Origin of the sequence: Rhizobium sp. WYCCWR10014, assembly GCF_001657485.1 — a bacterium.
Classification (GTDB): Bacteria; Pseudomonadota; Alphaproteobacteria; order Rhizobiales; family Rhizobiaceae; genus Rhizobium.
Genome location: NZ_LXFU01000044.1, coordinates 1 through 19,839, shown reverse-complemented (window position 1 = coordinate 19,839; position 19,839 = coordinate 1). Strand labels below are relative to the sequence as shown.

Here is a 19,839-nt window from a genome sequence, read left to right as displayed (position 1 = left end):
GGAAATCACCCTCTCGCCCGCCGCATGGCATCCTATGCTCGACTGAACCGCCCCGGGTTTGCCGGAGGCCATTTGGTTTAAGTTATGCGGCCATAGCTGGTTCGTCCAGGGTGGCATAATACTGCTTCTCGGCTTCGGCAGGCGGGATGTTGCCGATGGGCTCAAGAAGCCGTCGATGGTTGAACCAGTCAACCCATTCCAGGGTGGCGAATTCAACCGCTTCGAAGTTGCGCCACGGCCCTCTCCGATGAATGACCTCGGCCTTGTAGAGGCCGTTGATCGTTTCCGCGAGCGCATTGTCGTAGCTGTCACCGATACTTCCGACCGAAGGCTCGATACCTGCCTCGGCCAGTCGCTCGGAATATTTGATCGAGACGTACTGAACGCCACGATCGCTGTGATGGACGAGGCCGCCGCCACGAACGGGACGCCGTTCATGAAGAGCTTGTTCCAAGGCATCGAGGACAAACCCGGCATGGGCGGGTCCGGCTTACTCGCCAGCCGACAATGCGGCGGGCAAAGGCGTCGATGACGAACGCCACGTAAACGAAGCCAGCCCAGGTGGCGACGTAGGTGAAGTTGGAAAGCCGCAACATGTTCGGCCTCGGCGCTTTGAATTGGCGATTGACCCGGTCGAGCGGGCAAGGGGCGGCCTTGTCCGCCACAGTGGTTTTGACGGGCTTGCCGCGAATGATGCCCTGAAGCCCCATCGTTCTCATGAGACGAGCAACGGTGCACCGGGCGACATCGAAGCCCTCCCGCTGCAACTGCCGCCAGACTTTCCGCACGCCATAGACCTGGAAGTTCTCATTGAGCACCCGGCGTATCTCGATCTTCCAAGCAATGTCACCGCGGGCGCGGACCGAAAGCCGGTCCACGTCTTCACGCTTGGCGATGTTCTCGTAATAGGTGGACGGGGCAATCGGCAGCAGCCTGCAGATCGGCTCGACCCCAAACACCCCACGGTGTTCATCGATGAAGGAAATCATCGCTTCAGTGGGCGGTCGAGCTCCGCCATCGCAAAATAAGCAGAGGCTTTGCGCAATATCTCGTTGGCCTGACGAAGCTCACGGTTCTCCCGCTCAAGAGCCTTCATCTTCTCGGCCATGTCGCTCGGAATGCCGGGACGTGAGCCGCTATCCACTTCCGCCTTCTTCACCCATTCATCGAGCGTCTGCGCCGTGCAGCCGATCTTGGCCGCTATCGAGGACACCGCCGCCCAACGCGAGGAATACTCGCCTTCGTGATCCAAAACCATCCGCACCGCTCGGGCGCGAACTTCAGGTGAAAATTTGTTTGTTGTCTTGTTTGTCATGGCTCCACTTTCTCAGAAGTTGGAGCCTCCGGCAAACCCGGGGCGGTTCACGACCCAAGCTAAGGCAGCTACCGTATGGAGAGAGCTTGCCCATCTGTAGGCCGCTTGAGGGACCTCGCGCCTTAACTTGACACGAGGCCAGTAACGGTACAACGCTGGATGGATGAATTTGAAGCTCAGTTTCTGATTTTCACTACCTGCCAAGAGCCGCTTCCGCCGTCACGATTGAGCAGACGCGCACCCGTGACGCTGTATTTGAAGCCGCCTGCACCTACGCCGTTGGTATCCAAAGCACCTGCCAGCGTACCAAAGGTAGCTACCAAATATACGTCGTTTGTGTCGCTCAGATTTGGATCATTGCGTTTATTTTGGCTACTAATGAGGACGTACCAAGCGCCCGCAATCGTATCATCATTCAAAGTGGTGGTGGTTGCCACGGGATAACCGCTATCACCCGGCGGATTGCTGCTGAATAATGCCAAATAACTTTCATCTTGGTAACTTTGAAGGCGAATCTGATCACCGCTGCAAACGTTTTGTCCAGGGGTTTTAGAGGAGCCCGGCGCCGCCATTATTGTCCATTGCGTAGCAAGTTCTTGACCTGATAGGCTTGCATATGTTCCGACATTATCCACGGCACTGGGTACCTTTGATTCCCCGCCAACACCGAGGTAGCCGCCAAGCCCGACTCCTCCGTATGCGTTGATGATGCGCAATCTATCGCCGTATTTGAGATAATCGTCTGCCATTTTACCCTCCCCGTAGCGATGTGACGATCGAAGGATCGTTCCATCGTAGGTTTAATAATGCGTCTCACTTGAACCTGGGTTGGTGGCGCTAGTAAATAAGTAAAATTACTTAATTGAGCGGCCTTGTTGCGGATTTCAGACGTGAACCCGACCACCGTTCCAATCAAAGACCGGCCAATTTTCGGCACTGAAGATTACCTCCTGGGTCAGCAAGGTTTGGCATGGATACCTCGTGATGATCGAGGACATTTTGAGCCGGCAAAGAGAAGACTGAGCATGAGACATTACGATAAATGCTGCGAGGGAAGCGGGACCAGCTCCCGCGAGATTGTAGTCGTATTGGGAATAGCGCGCAGTACGCCCATTACACAAGGACTTCCGATATTCGCATCAACCTCGCAAGGCGGCCACCGGGAGCTTACCGAGCGATGTGACAAGCGGAGGCTTCAGTTTCTCACCAGGCCCGAGATTGAAGCGATTCTGGACTGTACGGATCGAAGCACATGGCTGGAACGCGGCGATCACACTCTTCTACTGCTGGCCGCGCGAACGGGGTGGCGGGGCTCTCCGAGGTCATCGATCTCGACCGAGACGCGGTAATGTTCGGCCGCGGTGGATAGGTGCAATACATCGGAAGAGGCCGCAAAGAGCGAGGTACGCCACTCACAAAGGACGCATAGCAAGCCCTTCGTTGCTTGGCTCAAGAAGCGTAGGAAACGAGGCGCAGCGGCCCTCTTTCCGAACATGCACGGCGGCAAGGTCAGCGTGCAGGCGCTGCTGAACAGTTTCGCCCAGGCGCGCGTGCACTGCGTCTCCGAGAGTGGCTCGGGACATCAGCGGCCGTGAGTCGTTGCTCAGCACGTCGGCAAAGCTAAGTAATAGTACCTATTTAAGTGAATCCTTTTTTAGCTCACAGTGGTTATCACAACATACGAAAAGGGTACCTTTATACGACCACTACACCCAAAAGAATGATCGGCTATCGGCAACTATAGATTGCGTATAGCGGGACGCATGACTTCAAAAGAGGAGAATGGAAATGGCTTATGCGAGAAATCCCTTTCTTCAAGCATCGCGTGCAGCAACATCGTCGACAAAACCTAGCCGCGGTTTTTGGACTTCGCCAGCTGGAAAACACCTACGTCTAGCCAAGAACTGCTTCGCATTGGCGAAACAGCACAGGGCGGCAGGCAACAAGAAGAAGTATTGGAGCCTGCTGAATGCCGGCCGCAGTGCTTTGGCGCTTTCCCGGCACGAGGTGTCCCTTTGGAAGCGCGGGCAGAGTGTCCGGCGCAGGTCTTACGCGATCCATCGCGCCGTCTAGGTGTGTCCCTCCGGCGCGGAATGTATTCTCGCGAGTGCATTCCGCGGCAATTGTTTCTGCGCAGCCCGAGACAACGGTCTTTTGGCTGTATTTCGGTCTAAGGAGGAATAACTGAGATGAGCGACTCGTTGCTTTTTGGATATTCGGTAGAAGAGAACGACGGCAAGTTCGTCATCACGTTGGCGGGGAAGCTGGCTGTTCTGATTATGCAAGATATTGGGGCAAACATCGAACCCGAAGCTTCTGGCACTGCCTGCTTGCCCATGATGTTTCCCTATAGCCTGCTTGCATCCCATGCCGTCCGGATGAGCTCTCAGGCCGCTGTCGAGGAGGGACAGAAGAGCGAGTCCACGCTCTCCGACATCTTTGCACAGGGCTTTGACAAGGATTTAGGAGAATTCGATCGCCAACTCGAACGTTATCAGGCTCTGCTATCGCCAGCTGGATCGAACGGGCGCGGGCACGAGACGCCGGTTGCCGTGAATGAAGCCGCCGATGTCGCTAAAACAAAAACGGTCGTCTCCAAAAATTAAGAGGATAGAAGGAGAGCAACAATGGTTCAGCTGTCCCGAGAGGAGACTTTTCTCCTACTGACTTGTAGACCGGACCTGACGCCCTCCGATGACGTGCGCCTGCAGCGGATTGTCGACTCGGATCTGGATTGGTCATTCGTCCTTTGGCGTGCCGAGAGCTATCAGACATTGCCGTTGTGCGGTTTCCACCTCAATAGACTAGCCTTGCTTCCCCGGACACCAGAATGGGTCGTCCACTACATACATATGTGGTCGCAGTTGTCGAAGGCGCGGAGCGAGGTACAATTCCGTCGCCTTGGTGAACTTCTAGGACATTTTCGTGCGTGCGATCTGGAACACTATTTGTTCAAGGGTCCTCTATTGGCAGCTCTGCTCTATTCCGACCCGGCACTGCGCCCGATGCAGGATTTGGACATTATGGTGCGCAAAGCAGATGTCTGGCGAGTGCAGAAAGAGCTTTACCGATTGGGTTATCAGCACGGAGTATTCAATCCGGCGGATGGTGTCTTCACACACATGTTCCGCAAGATCACACACCAGACGCTCGAGCATAAGTACGCGCTACATTCAGTCACTATGGTCGAGGAGATTCGGCCGAAGTTCGACACGACCCTAATCGCGCCAGAATGGCGAACGCGGCAGATCAAATCCTTCGTCCAAGACGATGGCTCGGTGCGGATGCCGGTGTTCGTCGACATCCACTTCAGTCTTGGAGCTGGCATGGAGGAGGTAGACGTCTGGCGCGGCGCCGGTCCCCGCAGGTTGCTCGGTCGAGAAGTGCATTGTCTGTCGCTGACTAGCGTTCTGTGGTTCAGCGCTGCCCGCATCTATTTTGAAGCCTACCAACATGGCACCCTGAAATTGCAGATGCTGGGCGACATCGACGCGCTGTTGCGCCTTCATGCCGAGGACATCGACTGGCCCGAGTTGCTTGCGGTTGCGGGCAAGTACGGCTTTTCAGCTGCAATCTTCTACGTCCTTGAACAGGTTCGTCGCCTCTTTGATGCGCCGGTTCCTTTGAAGGTGTTGGCGCTTCTGATGCCAGATCAGCAAGGACGGCCGGATGAAGCGGACTTCGGAGACATTGTCCCTAAGCTGTTATCGCGTACAGTCATCAGTGATCTTCAGCTCGCTTGAGGCGGGACCCGCGGCCGGCCTTGCGGCACGGCAATTACAACATGGCTAAGCTATTGCAGCTAGCGGTCAAAGGTGGTCGCCGCCTGGCAAGCCGATCCTTATATGAGGAGCAAACGGTGGAACGCGTAGCAATAATCGGTGGAGGGCCGGCCGGCCTGGCAGTTGGCCAGGCTCTTGCCAAACAGCGTATTAAATTCCTCTTGTTCGAGGCTGGCCGTACGCTTGCAGAACGTAAGCATGACGTGGCAGACCATCTAGGAAGCGGAATTGGTGGTGCCGGCCTTTTCTCCGACGGCAAGTTCAGCTTTTTTCCATCCGGCACACATCTTTACACGCTAGAGGGCCGTTGCCGTCTTGAGGATGCCTATGGCGCCATCGAACGCCAGCTGGCGGAGGTGGGCATTCCGGCGCCCCCTTTTGATCCGGACACCGAAACCAGCTTTCTCGGCACGGGCCACCCCATGATATGCAAGGACTATCCGTCGACCTACGGCTCGTTGGCGCAGCGAAACGCGCTGATAGCCGCCATGATGCATGAGTTCAGCAACCTCATCTTGGCCAACACGCGCGTGGAAGTGATCATTCCCTCGCCACAAGGCTACCTCGTGCAAAGTCGTGGAGCGGACGGCGATCTGAGAGAGGAGTTTTTCACCCATCTTGCGATCGCAACTGGGCGCTTCGGTCCGCAGGCACTACGGTCCATGATGACGGCGCCGATCGCCATGACCGACCTGCGATACGAGTTTGGTATCCGTATCGAACATCCTAACGGAGTTGGGTTCCTTAAGGCCGTTAAACGCCCAGACGTGAAATACATTCTCGATGCGGCGTGTACGGAAGTGCGAACCTTTTGCACTTGTCGCGACGGGGAGGTTTGGATGATCCCCTATGGTGGCACTGCTGCTCTTTCCGGTCGGTCGGACGGACCCCCGACCGGCTACTCCAATTTCGGTTTACTGGCGCGCTTCGGCGGGAATAATCTCGACAGAGGTCGACAGATTTGGGCCGATTTGCAACAGCGGTTGGGGAGCGATACGACGGCGACATGGCAGCCACTCACCGAATTCCTAGATCGCCCTTCCATATCCCAAGCGCTTGAATTCGGAAAGGCTGATCGTCCCTGGTTCCCGCGGCAGAAGTTCAGCAGGGGCGACGTGGCCGCTCTATTACATCCCGAACTCTATAGGATCCTCGCCGAAAGCGCGCGTATGCTCATCACGCAGTTTCCGGACATGGCGACGCCAGAGACTGTCTGCATTTTCCCATCAGTCGAGGGTGTTGGTGCCTTCCCGACCGTTGATGCCGCCCTGCAGAATCATAGTGGGCGGATCTGGTATTGCGGCGATGTCGTCGGCCGGTTTCGCGGCCTCGTCCCCGCCCTTGTCAGCGGACATTATGTCGGAGCCTCCATCGCGGCATGTCTTCGCGAAACTGCGGCCGAGGAGTTACATGATGTGCAGACAATTGCTGCACAATAAACTGGCGCGGAAGTACACATCCGAAAATCCGAGCCGATCAACGGGCGGCAATACTGCGATAAGCGCAGACCATTCGCGGGAGGTAGTGGAGCATGCTTATAGCAATCGAAGGAATTGATGGAGCGGGCAAGACTCATATTGCCCGAAAGTTGGCTCATAACCTGCGTGATGGGGGGTATCTGGCCCGTTATTTGAATAAGAGCGACATAGAGTTCGGAGACGCTTTCACTGATAGTCGGCTTCGACTGCTAAAGGAAATCATTTGGCCTGAACAGGGCGAACCGAAGATTGACCTGCTAGGAACCCATTTTTATTTGTTTTTGCTCGCATCCTGGTTTTCTGCCGTGGGCCAAATGCTTCGCAGAGAGCCAAGGTTTGGCAATCTCATCACCGTTATGGACGGTTCGCAGTTCAGAGTGGTCGCCAAAGCGCATTGCCGAGCGAAGATCGACAGAGCCCAGCTTCTCGATTATTTCGATCGGGCTGCCGAGCCTGATCTCGTCGTCCTGTTGGAGATAGAGCCGCATGTATCTTGGCACCGGCGCACGGTCTTCAAAGAGACCGAGATTGGGCGTTGGGACGGTTATCGCGGCAATCCGCGCGACGCTTACTGCGCCTATCAGACAAAGATTCAGACCGTCTTGCAGGAGATGGCTTGCGAACGTGGTTGGCTTGTCGTTCCTCAGAATGAAGATACACGCGATACCGATGTCGTTGATTGCATTTTGCAGCACATTGCCGCGCAACACGACGTCGAGGAATACCACCTGGCTAGGACGGCTACACCGTGTGAATAAAATTACTGCAAATCGCCAACCCAACTTACATCGGTAGCTGCCATTTCTTGACCAATGCGCCATCACGCCGCTTTTCCAGGAGTTTGAACGACGGTTTAAAGAAGTTTGCGAACCAACGCATTGAACGGTATAGGTCCGCGAGCGTCGCCGCAGCTTCAACGCCTTCGTGGCGATGATAGCCGACAATCCCCGCCGGACGACCAATCCGTTCTTTTGCTCGACACCTTTAGGCCCTCCTTATCACTTCGCAGGACCATCGACGGCGGCGTTGGCCGGCGACGCGTGAAAACTAGGTAATTTCACTCATTTAAACGACCGGGGGTCTAATGCATTCTTGCACTATGATGGGGGGCAGAATGATAAGATTTTACGTCGGTCGCCACGAATCACACGGGCAAGCAATGGAGAAAATCTGTTGCTTTCGGCACGAGCAATTCGTGGAAAGGCTTGGCTGGGGGGCGCTTCGTAGAAATGATGGATTGGAAATCGACCAGTTCGATCACGACCGTGCGCTGCATACGCGATTGCTCCCGACGACTGAACCTCATCTCTCATCGGATGTTTATCCGCAGATCATGAAAGGGCAAGCATGGCCGCGTTCACCCGAGATCGTACCAATCCAGGCAAAGCCTTCCATGTCTGGCTTGAGGAAACATCATCAACTCTATTCTATCCAAGGAAACACCCTCTTGCTCGAGCCGGAGGTTCGAAATCCGCTGAAGCCCGATGCTACTTTGTACTAGGTCAAGCCAGCTCTGACATCAGGTCCGGGCCATTTGCAAAGTACATTGTTATAAGCAAAGGCGGAGCTGTTGACCTGGTTTCGTTGTCTGGGCAACTTTGCCAAAGATACAGACAAGGCTCCTCTTCGCTGGGTTTTTCGTCTACAGTGGCTACTCGGAGAGTTAGCTCCTACCGGAAGCGACCATGAAAAATGCTGCCTTGAGTAGCATGTCCTGGAGGGAAGAGTGGACAGCGAGGCGTTGGCAACGGCAAATGTAATGTTCGACTTTATATCAGACGCTGCACTAGCGAAGAGCAGTGAGGATATCCTGATGTCATTGAACAGAACAGCGAGCCACTTTGGTTTTAGTTGTTTTGCAATGTCCGGCATACCCTTGCCTACGGAGCGCATCGATCCGTATTTCTTATTGAACGCATGGCCCTATGAGTGGTTTGAACGTTATTCAACGGGCAATTACGTCCATGCCGATCCCGTGATCCATCTGAGTAAAATGCAAGACGGTGCCTTTGTGTGGTCGGAAGCACTGCAGGGTCAAGAGCTCGGCCGTCATGCGCGCCGGATTATGATGGAGGCCCGAGAGTTCAAAATGAAGGATGGTTACAGTGTGCCCCTGCATACCGCCGACGGCTTTCAAGCAATTATCACTTTCGGGTCAGAGAAGGTGGATCTGTCGCGAGCTGCCAGAGGAGCGCTACATATCATATCAATTTACGCCCATAACACAGTGCGCAGCATGTTAACGAAAAACGTGAGCTCCCAAGACAGGCGCCTTTTAAGAATAACTGCGCGTGAACGCGAGATCATTCAGTGGTGCGCTGCGGGCAAGACAGCGGTGGAGATCGCGGCAATTCTAGGCCGCTCGCATAGAACCATCCAAAATGAGATACTCAATGTTCAACGCAAGCTCGATGTAGTCAATTCGGCGCAGATGATAGCGGAGAGTTTTCGTTACGGAATCCTTCGGTAAAGTAACGCCCTCCTGGGCAGGACCATCGACGACGGCGTTGGCCGGCGACGCGTGAAAACTAGGTAATTTCACTCATTTAAACGACCGGGGATCTAATGCATTCTTGCACTATGATGGGGGGCAGAATGATAAGATTTTACGTCGGTCGCCACGAATCACACGGGCAAGCAATGGAGAAAATTTGGCGCTTTCGGCACGAGCAATTCGTGGAAAGGCTTGGCTGGGAGGCGCTTCGTAGAAATGATGGATTGGAAATCGACCAGTTCGATCACGACCGTGCGCTGCACCTTGCATTGTTCTTCAAAGACACTGTCGTGGGATATACGCGATTGCTCCCGACGACTGAACCTCATCTCTTATCGGATGTTTATCCGCAGATCGTGAAAGGGCAAGCATGGCCGCGTTCGCCCGAGATATTCGAGTGGACCCGATGTATTGTCGCGGAGGGTCAAATTCTAATAAATGGGGTATCGGCGTCACATGTCTTGATGACCGGCGTGATGGAATTTTGCCTTGTTGCCGGCATAACCTCGGTGATCGTCGAAACGCACCCGAAGCTCGTGCAACTCTTAGTCTCAACCGGTTGGAGCGTAACCGAGCTTGGTCCGCCTTCGCTGCTCAATGGCGTATTAATCGTACCAATCCAGGCAAAGCCTTCCATGTCTGGCTTGAGGAAGCATCATCAACTCTATTCTATCGAAGGAAGCACCCTCTTGCTCGAGCCGGAGGCTCGAAATCCGCTGAAGCCCGAAGCTACCTTGCACCATTTGCATTACTGTGAATTCATGGCGAAGCGCGACTTGCAGGCTGATAGAGGCTAACTGGTGCGCCTGATTCACCCGACCGAATTGTGTCAGACCGCTCGTCCGGTCCGTCATCGAGGCATGCGTGCTGCGGAAGATGCCATGCTTGTCGCTGTAGAACGCGATCGGCTTGCCCCATTGCTGCAAATAAGCATTCGTCGCGTGCAGATAGTCGAAGGTGTTCTCTGAAGTCGCAAAGCGCACATGCAACAGCTTGCCGGTGGCATCGTCGATATAAACGAGCAGGGCGCATTTGCGGCCACGGTTCTCGAACCACCAATGAAGCGAGCCGTTGATCTGAACGAGTTCGCCGAAACAATCACGCCGGCCGCGCGGTTGGAAGATTCGCTGATGGCAATCCGGTGGCGTTCGATCAGCTTCTCGGCCGCCAGCGTCGGGCCAAAATCGAGATAGCGTTCGCGGATCAGGTCTAGCGCCGCTTTGCGAAACCCCTCACTGTGGCGCCGGTTGCTCGGACGGCCGCGCTTCTTCGAGACGAGACCGTCAGCGCCATGACTGTCGCATCTCTAACTGGCCTATGTGTCGCATTACTAAATAACCCTGAAGAAGCTAACCCAAGTGCATCACGCCTGTTTTGCAGAGTAGGGGATCACCTATCTTCGTGCAAATGCGCCATAAACACCTCGGTCGGCGTCCTGTATCCGAGGCATTTGCGCGGTCGTTGACATGACGCGTGAGGTGGGTCGCGTTGCGACACAACTGCCAGATCTGTGGTGCCCGGCAGGAAGCGTCGAATGCGCTTGTTGCTGTTCTCGACGGTCCCTTTTTGCCAAGGCGCACTTGGGTCGCAAAACCAACTGCACGCACCGATCCCTTCTTCTAAAGCCTTCAGTTTGCGGGAGAACCATTCCGGCTTCGTCGCATAGTCGTTGTTGTCACGATAAGCTCTGTAAACACCACACGCTTCATGCGTAGCCATGTCGATAGCTACATCAAAGAAGCCAGCCGGGAAGGCCGAAGGTATTTCAAAAGCGCTGGCGCTGAAGAGCTTGACTTGATCCGGTCGCCTTCCGGCAATCGCTTCCGCTAAGTTCCTATGCGCGTCCTCCCGCTGCATTTCGCCCGGTGGCGTCCAATAGAGACCGGAAAGGTCCATCTCATCTTCATCATGCACGGCTTCGCTGACGGCCGATTGCTCCAGCATCGTCGTTTCTCCTCAGTACAGATTTTCAGATTGGCGGCCGCCTCGCCGGGATGTTCTTATTATGTTCTCATCCGGATGCGAGTCATCAATCTTAGTCAATTGCTTTTTAAGACGTTGCTGATGGGATGGAGGCATGACAAAGCCGCCAAAATCAAAGCCGCTCTTGCGGGATGCTGATCGGCCCGTTCGTTCCCGGCCACGCAAGCCGCGAGATCCTGCTCAGCCAAACCTTCCCCTCGACCCCATACCGGATCGCATTGAGCCGTGTCTGGCGCTTCTGAAGCCAAAGCCGCCCAAAGGGCCGCAATGGGCTTTCGAAGTGAAATGGGATGGCTATCGCCTTTCGGTCCTTATCGAGCCGACCCGCATTCGCATCTTGACGCGCGGCGGCCACGACTGGATGAGCTATAAACGTCGCGATGCCATTGCTGAGACTTGTGCACACTAAGACCAGAACGTTGGTATATACTTGCAGAGGCTAACGATAACGGTCTGCACCTGGGTGAGAAGCAGGACCGCCTCATCCGGCCAGTGGGCGTATTCGGCATACGTCAAGATGTTAACGTACAGGGCGCGTTCAAAGGCGCAGGCGTCATTGAATCTTTCCCAGTTCTCTTGCGCGTGACCGCTGATTGTACTAGCGGAGGCGAGGGATGCGGAGGTGAGAAGCGAGCCCGGAATTGCAATTACATTCATCGGAAGAGAACCTATTCTGGGTTGCGCTGGTGTAAGCAAGGGTTTACCCCTCAGGTTCAGTGCTGGTGGTGACGCACTCATCCCTCTGGACATCACGAACTCCTATGGCGCTTGAAAGCTCAGTTCCTCGAGCAAGAGCGGTGCCAGTTTGAGAAACTCCACTTTTTAGCTGGATATGCCCCTTCTTCGTTCCTTTTCGAACCTCTTTGCTACGGGCTTGGTCTGGAGTGTGACAGAGCCACTTGTGGCTGACTTCGTCCGTCGCGAGATCTAGAATCTTCGGGCGTCTGCTGGCGGCGACAGATCGGTTACTCTTTGCGCCGAGATCTCCTTTTGAGGACTGGCCGTTCGATTCCGTGCTGGCGCAAAGGGTAGCCGATCTGTCGCGGCGTATGACCAAGGAGCCGCGCGGCTTCTAGCCCGAACCCCCGGCCGTCGCCATAGCAACCGCTCTCTGTCGATACACCCGACTTTCCCTTTGCGGTTCGAGCAGGATGGCGGCGGCATCACGCACCGTTCGACCCAGAAGTACATGCGCCAAGTGCTTGCTCATCTACCGCTTTCAGGAGCCTCACGACATATGTGCGACATTGTCGTTATCGTTGGCGGCTTCGTGGCACGCCATGGAGTTTTTGTTCCGGTATTTTTATCCCTCTAAGTGTATGCGGCAGCACCAACTTTCGTTCTGCCCCATCAAACAGCTCAACTGGCACGACGCTTGAAAATTGTTCTCAGGCTGCGACGGAACTAGTCGCATCCTATGTCGCGGCATCGCCCCGGTCGGTTCGAACACGAAAAGGAAGTAATTATGACTGCTCTGCGTCAGATCGGGTTTTACGGAAAGGGAGGCATTGGCAAATCCACTACATCCCAGAATACGCTCGCCCTTTAACAGAAAGGAAACAAAATGCCGGTCCACATTGACCCAAATCGCAGGACGGTGCTCGCCGGGTTGCTCTCCCTTTGCGTGCCATGGCGGTCGGCGCACGCTCGTGCCATTGATCACGATGATGTGAAAGGGTTTCCCGACAGCACCTCGGGCTACCTCAAGGCTTTCCAGCCTTATCTCAAGGTCTTTACTGGCTGTGTGCCTTTCCCGGCCGTGGATGCCGAAGGCAACATCGGCGCTGGTCTGAAACCGTCGGGAGCGATGGACGGCCATTGCTCACGCAGCATCGGGCAGGTCTACGTGAGATCGGAAAAATTTAGAGGCCAGTGTGCAACAATGTACGCGTGGTACTTTCCTAAGGAGCAGAACGTCGACGGGGCTGGCAATCTGGGGCATCGGCATGGTTGGCAGAATATCATCGTCTGGACGGAGGCCTTCGATATCGAGGCGCGGTTGATCTCGATCAGCTATTCGAGCCATGGCTATTACACCCGCGAGAAAAATCCCCACATGCACGGAACACATCCGCTGGTCGGCTATCAGCGGAACCCGTTCCCGCTCAACCCTTCAGTCGTTGACACTAAGATTCGCGGCGGGTTACAGCCTGCGGTCAGTTGGTCCGACTTGACACCGGCAGCGCGGCAGACGCTGGAGACCTTCGACTTTGGTAAGGGGGTACCGTTCAACGAATACAACTGGTACTTCAATCTGAGCAAGGCTCGACTATGAGTAGTGGATGGGATGGGCAAGGGAATCCCGTGCCTGTCCTTATCTAAACACAACAGTACCTGGAGAACTAGCATGGCCGATCGCACGTCAAAGATAACGTCATCTACGGCCCGCGACTTTCGAACACTTTGGAAGCCTGAAATTCGCTTTCGACAGCTATCTCTCGACGGCGCTGCTTCGTTCGGAATGTCAGGTTAGAGGCACTGAGTCTTTCACCCACAGGATCCTCCGACATACGTGAAACTTCGAGCATGCGAGCGGTCTATCTCCAACAAAATCGGGCCGTTGGGATATGCGGTGCGTGGCTGGAAACGCACCGTCACGCGGCTTCCTGGAGCGCATTGGACGACGTTTTCGGCGTGCCTCAGGTAGATACTGATAGAGACCAAGCCCATAATCTTCCTTGCTGTAGATGAAGCGATAGATTGTCTCCTTACAAACGCGAATTCGACTGAGGCCGTCCGACAGCAGGCGCCCGGCAATCTGTTCCGGCGACCAGCGAGCCTCCAACTGTTGATGATCTCTGTGCACAACGTCGAGTGGCGCCGCAGCTTTCTCAGCCGGCGACGTCGGTCCTTGGCAGTGTCGTTCGCAACGGTGCTGTAATAACCGTCATAGTCCGGTAGTTCGCGATCGCGAAACGCGTTGCGTCGGATCTCGCGATAGATCGTCGAACGATGGCGGCCAAGCTGAAGTGCCATCTCGTTTACCGGAACTTTTGCCGCCACCATGTGACGCAGGCGTCGGCGATCGGCGAGGGTGATCTGCGAATAGCATCGAGACATGCCAAAATCTCCAAAGTGAAGCCGTTGAAATTACTGGCATGTCGCAATTGGAAATAGAATGTACCCCCTTACAATAGTTGTGGCGGCAGGGTTGGAATGTCCGTTTGTGTGCAAAGTAGAAGTGTCACTTTGGGCGCTTCTTCAGCCATTTAGAAATGCGACACTCGGCATGTCCACTTGCGCTTAGGCAAGCCCCCGAGCGGACCGGCTGGACCGGGTTGCAAGGGAAGGGAGGGGGCGGGTGAGATGCTTCCCTTCGGCTTTAGCTTTGACAGTTGGAGCAGCCAGTCATTCCGCCGCATCGAGGTCAGAGAGCGCTTGTCGCCGTCGGGCAATGACGGCGGGATCGTTCATGAAATCCGTCTTCCGACCCGGCTTGCGGCCCCGCGGCGTGTAGCCATTCTTCTCGCTGTTGGTCCTGACCTTGGGCGCCGGCAGTTGGTCCTGACGCTCCTTGATATAGGCCAGGACATCGCCGAGCCGCTTGTTCTCGGTGATCGCCGCATGCGTCACCCGCTGGTCCTTGTCGAACGTCTTGTAGGGCAGGGAATGACCTTTCCAGCGCACGTCCAGCCGGCCATCGGCATAGGCATAGGTCTCGACATAGCGGCCAACCAGGCCACGCGTCACCTCGGTCTCTTCCAGCATGATCCGCTGGCGCTCAAACGAAAACGTCAACTGCGACCCGACATAGCGCTGCTCACGCTTGCACAGGATCTCCTTCAGCCGGTCCGACGCAAGATTCATCGGCCGATGCAGATTATCGGACCGGGTAGGGGCGAGCGCAAACCGCGCATTGTAATGCTCTATGAAGTCAGGCAGGAACGCATTGCCTGCCTCCATGTCGCAGATATCGGCCAGCCGCAATTCCTTGACCAGCCGATCCTGCAGCGTCCGGTTCATCCGCTCGACGCGGCCCTTGGCCTGGCTTGAGTTTGCGCAGAGAATCTCGATGTTTAGCTCACAAAGCGCCCGCCCGAACTGGGTCATGCCCTGGCCACCCTTAGCCTCCTTCTTCGCCACCCGGAACACCGAATGCTTGTCGGAGTAGAAGGCCACAGGCGCGCCGTGATCGCGCAGGTAAAGCGCCAGCGCCTCGAAATAGCTGAAGGCGCTTTCCGAGCGCACGAAGCGCAACTGCATCAGCTTGCCCGTCGCATCGTCGACGAACACCAGCAGCGAGCATGGATCACCGCGGTCCTCGAACCAGCGATGCTCGGACCCGTCGATCTGCACCAGCTCGCCATAGGCTTCACGCCGCAAGCGCGGCTGATGAAACGTCCGCCGCTGCTTGCGCGAGAGCCACAGGCCCGCATCCACCATCCAGCCGCGCAACGTCTCGCGCGACACCCGCAACCCATCGCGCTCGGCAAGCTTCTCGGCCGCCAAGGTTGGTCCGAAGTCTGCATAGCGTTCGCGAACCAACGTCACGGCGTAATCCCGAACACCGTCGCTGATCCGGTTGTTCGACGGTCGGCCGATCGCCTTGTGCCGGATCGACGCCGCACCACCCGTGTTGATCCGCTCCAGCAGACGACGCACCTGGCGCGTACTCAGATCAAGCACATGTGCCGCCGACACCATCGTCATCCGGCCGGCGATCACTTTCGATAGAATCTCGATCCGCTGCAGATCACGATCTGCTCATCGCAATCAGTCCCATCCGCAATCTCCCAGGTCATCAAACAAGGGGAGAGTGACATTCCAACTTTGCAGAAACAGGACACTTTAACTTTGCGGTGTGACTTCTAATGTAAATGCAACAAGGGCTTAAAGGCTACTACAGGGCAAGGAGATCAGCCCTCGATCCGACCGGCTGGGCCGGGTTGAAAGGGCGGAGCGGGGGCGGGTGATGACGCACCCTTCGGCTTTAGCTTTCTCACTAGCAATTGTTCTTTTACCGCTCGATACTCGCTGGGACTTGCATGGCGCAGTTGGGGATCAAAGCCGCACGATGCTTCCGGAAATCAACCTGCAAGGTGACGTCGACATCGCCGCGCTGTCACCACTTCTTCGCGGCATGCTTCTTTCGGTTGCCTATGCTGACGGTGAGGGTGGCATAGGATTGACGGCGACCGGCGCCATGAACCGCAAGTTCGTGCATTGGGCCGCTGTGCACTTCCTCTGGCCAGGATTCACAGCCGAGGACCTCTACAGCATGAACAAGGTGCTCAATGAAAGCGACATGCCGCCGCTTTGGGTCGTGCGCGACATGGCCCGTCATCTGAAGCTTCTTCGTCGGAAAAAGGATGTGCTGCTGCCAACCAGACGCGGCCGGGAGTTTTTGGTGAACCCGCAAGCCTTCTTCGATCTGGTCGCCACGGATTATCTCTATTCCTATGTCCACGCCACCGAGCGGGAAGAGGAGGTCCGAGCGCGGTTACGCTGGTGGCGCATGTTCCTCAATCTTCTCAATATCAAGGCCAGAAAAGGTTGCGCGCCAATGGACGTTGTGAAAATCCTCTATCCAGAGCTGGCGCCTTTGTCGGACACCGAAATGACCATAGAAGCCTGGGAGTTGAAATCCGATCTTCAGTATGGCGTCTTCCAACGCTTATGCTGGCTCGGCTTGCTCTACGAGGCACGAGAGGGGCTCACTCTTCTGCAGGATGGATCCTTCCACAAGACGCTACTTTGGGCAGCTTGCCTGCAGTTGGGATCGGATACGCAAAGCGATATCGGCGTGCATTGACGATCTCTATTCTGCCGCTGGCTGCCTAATAACGCTTTCTCTCGCCGCGCAATCACCGCAGGATCATTCATAAAATCCGTCCTCCGCCCCAGCTTGCCGTCATTTGTTCACTTCACGCCTGAACACTTCAGCTGGGGTGCGGAAACCAAGGCATTTTCTCGGCGACTGTTCAACCGATCGATCAGTGATCGTATCGATTCATCAGGAACTGACAGGACAGCAGTATCCCTCGGCAGGTAACGCCGAATCCGCCGATTCATGTTCTCAACGGAGCCTTTTTGCCAGGGCGCAGACGGATCGCAGAACCATGCATCGGTTCCCATTCCCTGCTTCAGTCGCCGCCAGGAGACGAATTCAAATCCGCGATCAAACGTCAAACTTTGCCGGGCATGCCTGGGCAGGGGGCTGAGCACGTCGATGAGCCGCTCCATGATCGGCTTGGACTGCCGGTCGTTGTTCTTGAACAGCATGGTGAACCGGCTCGTCCGCTCAACAACCGTTGCCACATTGGCATTGCCCTGAACCCTTTCGAAGATCATGAGATCGGCTTCCCAGTGACCGAATTCCTTGCGATCGTTGATGGCTTCCGGCCGATGTTTGATCGAACGCTCATCTGGAAAGACTGGATTCTGCGGCTTGCGAGCATATCGCGGCCGGCGCTTTCTCCGCCGTTCCGGGAGAAGCCGCGCGAGTTGCTGCCGTTGTCCTTCTGGTGAATAGACATACCGGTAGATCGTCTCGTGACAGACGCTTGCCTTGGCCGCTGGTTCGATCTTCAGTCGTCCAGCAATCTGTTCCGGCGACCAGCCGGATTCCAACTTTCCGATCACTTCGTTCCGCAGATCCTCGCGACGAAAGAGCTTGCCGATCCGCCGGCGCCTGTCGCGCGCCATGTCGTTGGCGGTCATCGCCCAGTAGCCCTCGGCATCGGGGAATTCCTGATCGTGCCAGTAGTTGCGTTTTATCTCCCGGGAGATGGTCGCACGGTCCCGGCCGAGGCGTCTGGCGATCTCAGACTGGCTAAACTTCTGATCCAACATCCTGGAAATCGATCGGCGTTCGTCAAAACTCAAATGCGAAAAGGTACGGATCAAACCATGGCTCCCGAAAAGCAGGCAGCTTAGCGCCTTTGTTGCAGTTCGAGATAGAATGTACCCGGCTACACAAATTTGCGGCGCAATCTATCTTATGGAACCTTAGGCCAGTAATCGGTTATAGGTTGTCCGTAATCCCGTGACTTAGCATGCTCCAACTCGACCGTCGACGACTCTCGCAGGTCTCGCGATTGGCGATCATGTTTTTGAATTGTAGCGGCCTACCGGCTCAAGAATCATATTCTTTGCCGCATTGACGTCCTGCCAGCCGTCTATCTTCACCCACGTGCTGGGCTTCAGATCGTTGTAGTACGCGAAAACGTACTCGATCTGAGGCAGGGAGCTTCCCGACAGGTCGGTGTAGTTCTCAACCTTGTCGTAGAGGTGCGTCAAATTCGCCATCGGCACCGCGATTAACTTCTCGTCTTTACCGCCATCCTTTTCCATGACCAGAACACCTATCGGACGCACATTTTTGACGCAGCCCGCAACGAGTGGTCGAGTGTCTTCGACCAAGACGTCGATCGCATCGCCGTCTTCTGACAGCGTGTGCGGCACAAAGCCGTAATTGCCCGGATAGGTTATTGGCGTGGAGAGGAAGCGTTGGACAACAAGTGCACCGGATGCCTTGTTCCTTTTATACTTAATCGGCTGACCGAACGGAACTTCGACAATGACACTCACGTCGTCCGGCGGGTTCTTGCCAATAGAAATCGAGTCGATAAGCATGGGGCTCCTTAGGTGGATGTAGACGCGCAGACACAAAGGTACTGTCACGACAGCTGTCCAAGCATAATCGCGCTCATCTGTCGTATCGGCAGCTAGCCTTTTCGGTTCAGCCGATTGTCGATCAGGTGATGCGTCGTCACCGAACTAGGTGCATTTGTCCTCGGCGATCTTACGTAGGATGCGGCGGATGATTTTCGCGGAAGTTGTCTTCGGCAGGTCCGGCGCGAACTGGGCCGTGACGATCGAGCCGATCTCTCTGCGTGCCCAGGAAACGAGTTCCTTGCGCAGGTCGTCAGAAGCAGCCTCGCCGTCGATAAGGATGACGTAAAATAAATTTCAAGTAACGAGGCCATAGCTCCTCCTTCACACGTTAGGTGACTACCTGTCAGCAGCCAGATTCCTGGCTCCGAGCACCGTCGTCTTGGTACCTCGGTCCTAGCACTCGCCGTGCCAGGCCGATTGTGCGGCGGGTGGACTTCGCTAGTGGTCCACAGTTCGACAGTTTGTCGGGTTTGCGACACAGGTGGCTGCATGCGCTTGGCAGGGGTGCAACACTGCTTGCGAGATTTTTAACCGCAAAAGATTTCGCTAAAGCACCGCGCCGCTTTCCATTGCCAGCATTTGCATCAAGTGCGGCTCATTCGGCCAAGAAGTGCTTGCGCATTGGCGCTTCTATTCCGCGGCTTCTTCAGGAGCCTCACGACAGATGTGCGACATTGTCGTCTCCTTTGTCGGCTTCGTGACACGCTTTAGGATTCCTCGGTCCGGTATTTAATCCCTCTAAGTGTTTGCAGCAGCACGAACTTCCGTTCTGCCCCATCAATCAGCTCAATTGGCACGGCGCTTGAAAATTGTTCTTGGGCTGCGACGGAACCAGCCGCGTCCGATGTCGCGGCATCACCTCGGACGGTTCGAACACGAAAAGGAAGTAAGAATGGCTGCTCTGCGTCTCAAGAACCTGAAGCTGGGAAAGGCGGACTACGCCACATGGGGGCCAGGGCTCGGACAAGTTTACTCCCGATTTAAGGGACGACCAAAAGGCAGATGTTGCGACCTACCGAGCGCAGCAGACACCCTTTGTCGCAAATCTGACAAAGCTGTCGCGCTGGGACCCCTGGCGAAAGCGGATTAATCCGAAATCCCTAGGTTAATCAGCGCGCCATCGGCCTGGCACGACGAGTGCTAGGACAACCGAGACAGCAAGAAAGGAAG

Annotated in this window: 10 protein-coding genes, 11 pseudogenes and 1 other annotated feature; of the genes and pseudogenes, 11 read left to right on the top strand and 10 right to left on the bottom strand. The window is 55.6% G+C overall.

The genetic code is table 11. From position 1 onward, the window contains the following. Nucleotides 1-82: 82 nt before the first annotated feature. A pseudogene (locus A6U98_RS23665) lies at nucleotides 83-1,315 on the bottom strand (IS3 family transposase). Next, nucleotides 915-1,031 (bottom strand) — a sequence feature (AL1L pseudoknot). (Overlaps the previous pseudogene by 117 nt.) Before the next feature lie 176 nt (nucleotides 1,316-1,491). After that, a complete protein-coding gene (locus A6U98_RS36210) occupies nucleotides 1,492-2,064 on the bottom strand; it encodes a hypothetical protein (RefSeq protein ID WP_082933980.1) in 573 nt (190 codons plus the stop codon). A gap of 1,440 nt (nucleotides 2,065-3,504) precedes the next feature. Between A6U98_RS36210 and A6U98_RS23655 the strand changes: the two genes are divergently transcribed. The 4 genes from A6U98_RS23655 (at nucleotide 3,505) to A6U98_RS23640 (ending at nucleotide 7,333) form a co-directional block, all read left to right on the top strand. Then, a complete protein-coding gene (locus A6U98_RS23655; protein ID WP_064653298.1) occupies nucleotides 3,505-3,921 on the top strand; it encodes a hypothetical protein in 417 nt (138 codons plus the stop codon). Between the two features lie 21 nt (nucleotides 3,922-3,942). Beyond that, nucleotides 3,943-5,058, top strand: coding sequence for a nucleotidyltransferase family protein (locus A6U98_RS23650; RefSeq protein WP_064653296.1), 1,116 nt, complete (start codon nucleotides 3,943-3,945; stop codon nucleotides 5,056-5,058). A 116-nt stretch (nucleotides 5,059-5,174) separates the two neighbouring features. Beyond that, on the top strand, nucleotides 5,175-6,536 hold the full coding sequence (locus tag A6U98_RS23645) for an NAD(P)-binding protein (RefSeq protein ID WP_130671793.1): 1,362 nt from the start codon (nucleotides 5,175-5,177) through the stop codon (nucleotides 6,534-6,536). Between the two features lie 92 nt (nucleotides 6,537-6,628). Next, nucleotides 6,629-7,333, top strand: a complete 705-nt coding sequence (locus tag A6U98_RS23640) for a hypothetical protein (protein WP_064653293.1) — start codon at nucleotides 6,629-6,631, stop codon at nucleotides 7,331-7,333. Between the two features lie 43 nt (nucleotides 7,334-7,376). Here the strand turns inward: A6U98_RS23640 and A6U98_RS37285 are convergent. After that, nucleotides 7,377-7,555: pseudogene (locus A6U98_RS37285) on the bottom strand (ISNCY family transposase); the annotation flags it as partial. 179 nt (nucleotides 7,556-7,734) lie between these two features. On the opposite strand from A6U98_RS37285, the pseudogene A6U98_RS37785 reads away from it, so the two are divergent. The 3 genes and pseudogenes from A6U98_RS37785 to A6U98_RS23630 form a co-directional block, all read left to right on the top strand. Next, nucleotides 7,735-7,896 (top strand): annotated as a pseudogene (locus A6U98_RS37785) (autoinducer synthase); the annotation flags it as partial. Nucleotides 7,897-8,301: 405 nt separating this feature from the next. Then, nucleotides 8,302-9,045: a LuxR family transcriptional regulator gene (locus A6U98_RS23635; RefSeq protein ID WP_115156642.1), complete on the top strand. Its 744-nt coding sequence runs from the start codon at nucleotides 8,302-8,304 to the stop codon at nucleotides 9,043-9,045. Between the two features lie 125 nt (nucleotides 9,046-9,170). After that, the gene (locus A6U98_RS23630) at nucleotides 9,171-9,866 is read left to right on the top strand and encodes an acyl-homoserine-lactone synthase (protein WP_245304563.1); all 696 of its coding nucleotides are present in this window, start codon (nucleotides 9,171-9,173) and stop codon (nucleotides 9,864-9,866) included. 18 nt (nucleotides 9,867-9,884) lie between these two features. On the opposite strand, the pseudogene A6U98_RS36195 reads toward A6U98_RS23630, so the two are convergent. Beyond that, nucleotides 9,885-10,351, bottom strand: a pseudogene (locus tag A6U98_RS36195) (ISNCY family transposase); the annotation flags it as partial. Between the two features lie 107 nt (nucleotides 10,352-10,458). Then, nucleotides 10,459-10,698: pseudogene (locus A6U98_RS37280) on the bottom strand (IS30 family transposase); the annotation flags it as partial. A gap of 448 nt (nucleotides 10,699-11,146) precedes the next feature. Here A6U98_RS37280 and A6U98_RS23615 point away from each other — a divergent pair. The 3 genes and pseudogenes from A6U98_RS23615 to A6U98_RS23605 all read left to right on the top strand — a co-directional run. Then, nucleotides 11,147-11,413 (top strand): annotated as a pseudogene (locus tag A6U98_RS23615) (ATP-dependent DNA ligase); the annotation flags it as partial. Nucleotides 11,414-12,517: 1,104 nt separating this feature from the next. Beyond that, nucleotides 12,518-12,595: pseudogene (locus A6U98_RS36895) on the top strand (hypothetical protein); the annotation flags it as partial. 21 nt (nucleotides 12,596-12,616) lie between these two features. Next, the gene (locus A6U98_RS23605; RefSeq protein WP_064653282.1) at nucleotides 12,617-13,327 is read left to right on the top strand and encodes an NPP1 family protein; all 711 of its coding nucleotides are present in this window, start codon (nucleotides 12,617-12,619) and stop codon (nucleotides 13,325-13,327) included. A gap of 261 nt (nucleotides 13,328-13,588) precedes the next feature. Here the strand turns inward: A6U98_RS23605 and A6U98_RS36190 are convergent. After that, nucleotides 13,589-14,112 (bottom strand): annotated as a pseudogene (locus A6U98_RS36190) (IS30 family transposase); the annotation flags it as partial. 288 nt (nucleotides 14,113-14,400) lie between these two features. Continuing rightward, nucleotides 14,401-15,775: pseudogene (locus A6U98_RS23600) on the bottom strand (ISNCY family transposase). 291 nt (nucleotides 15,776-16,066) lie between these two features. On the opposite strand from A6U98_RS23600, the gene A6U98_RS23595 reads away from it, so the two are divergent. Then, complete coding sequence (locus A6U98_RS23595) at nucleotides 16,067-16,804, top strand: hypothetical protein (RefSeq protein ID WP_064653281.1); 738 nt, start codon at nucleotides 16,067-16,069, stop codon at nucleotides 16,802-16,804. Nucleotides 16,805-16,903: 99 nt separating this feature from the next. Here the strand turns inward: A6U98_RS23595 and A6U98_RS23590 are convergent. The 3 genes and pseudogenes from A6U98_RS23590 to A6U98_RS37270 all read right to left on the bottom strand — a co-directional run. Further along, nucleotides 16,904-17,898: pseudogene (locus A6U98_RS23590) on the bottom strand (IS30 family transposase). A gap of 198 nt (nucleotides 17,899-18,096) precedes the next feature. Continuing rightward, the gene (gene ppa / locus A6U98_RS23585) at nucleotides 18,097-18,627 is read right to left on the bottom strand and encodes an inorganic diphosphatase (protein WP_064653279.1); all 531 of its coding nucleotides are present in this window, start codon (nucleotides 18,625-18,627) and stop codon (nucleotides 18,097-18,099) included. 153 nt (nucleotides 18,628-18,780) lie between these two features. Continuing rightward, nucleotides 18,781-18,954: pseudogene (locus A6U98_RS37270) on the bottom strand (hypothetical protein); the annotation flags it as partial. Nucleotides 18,955-19,839: the final 885 nt, after the last annotated feature.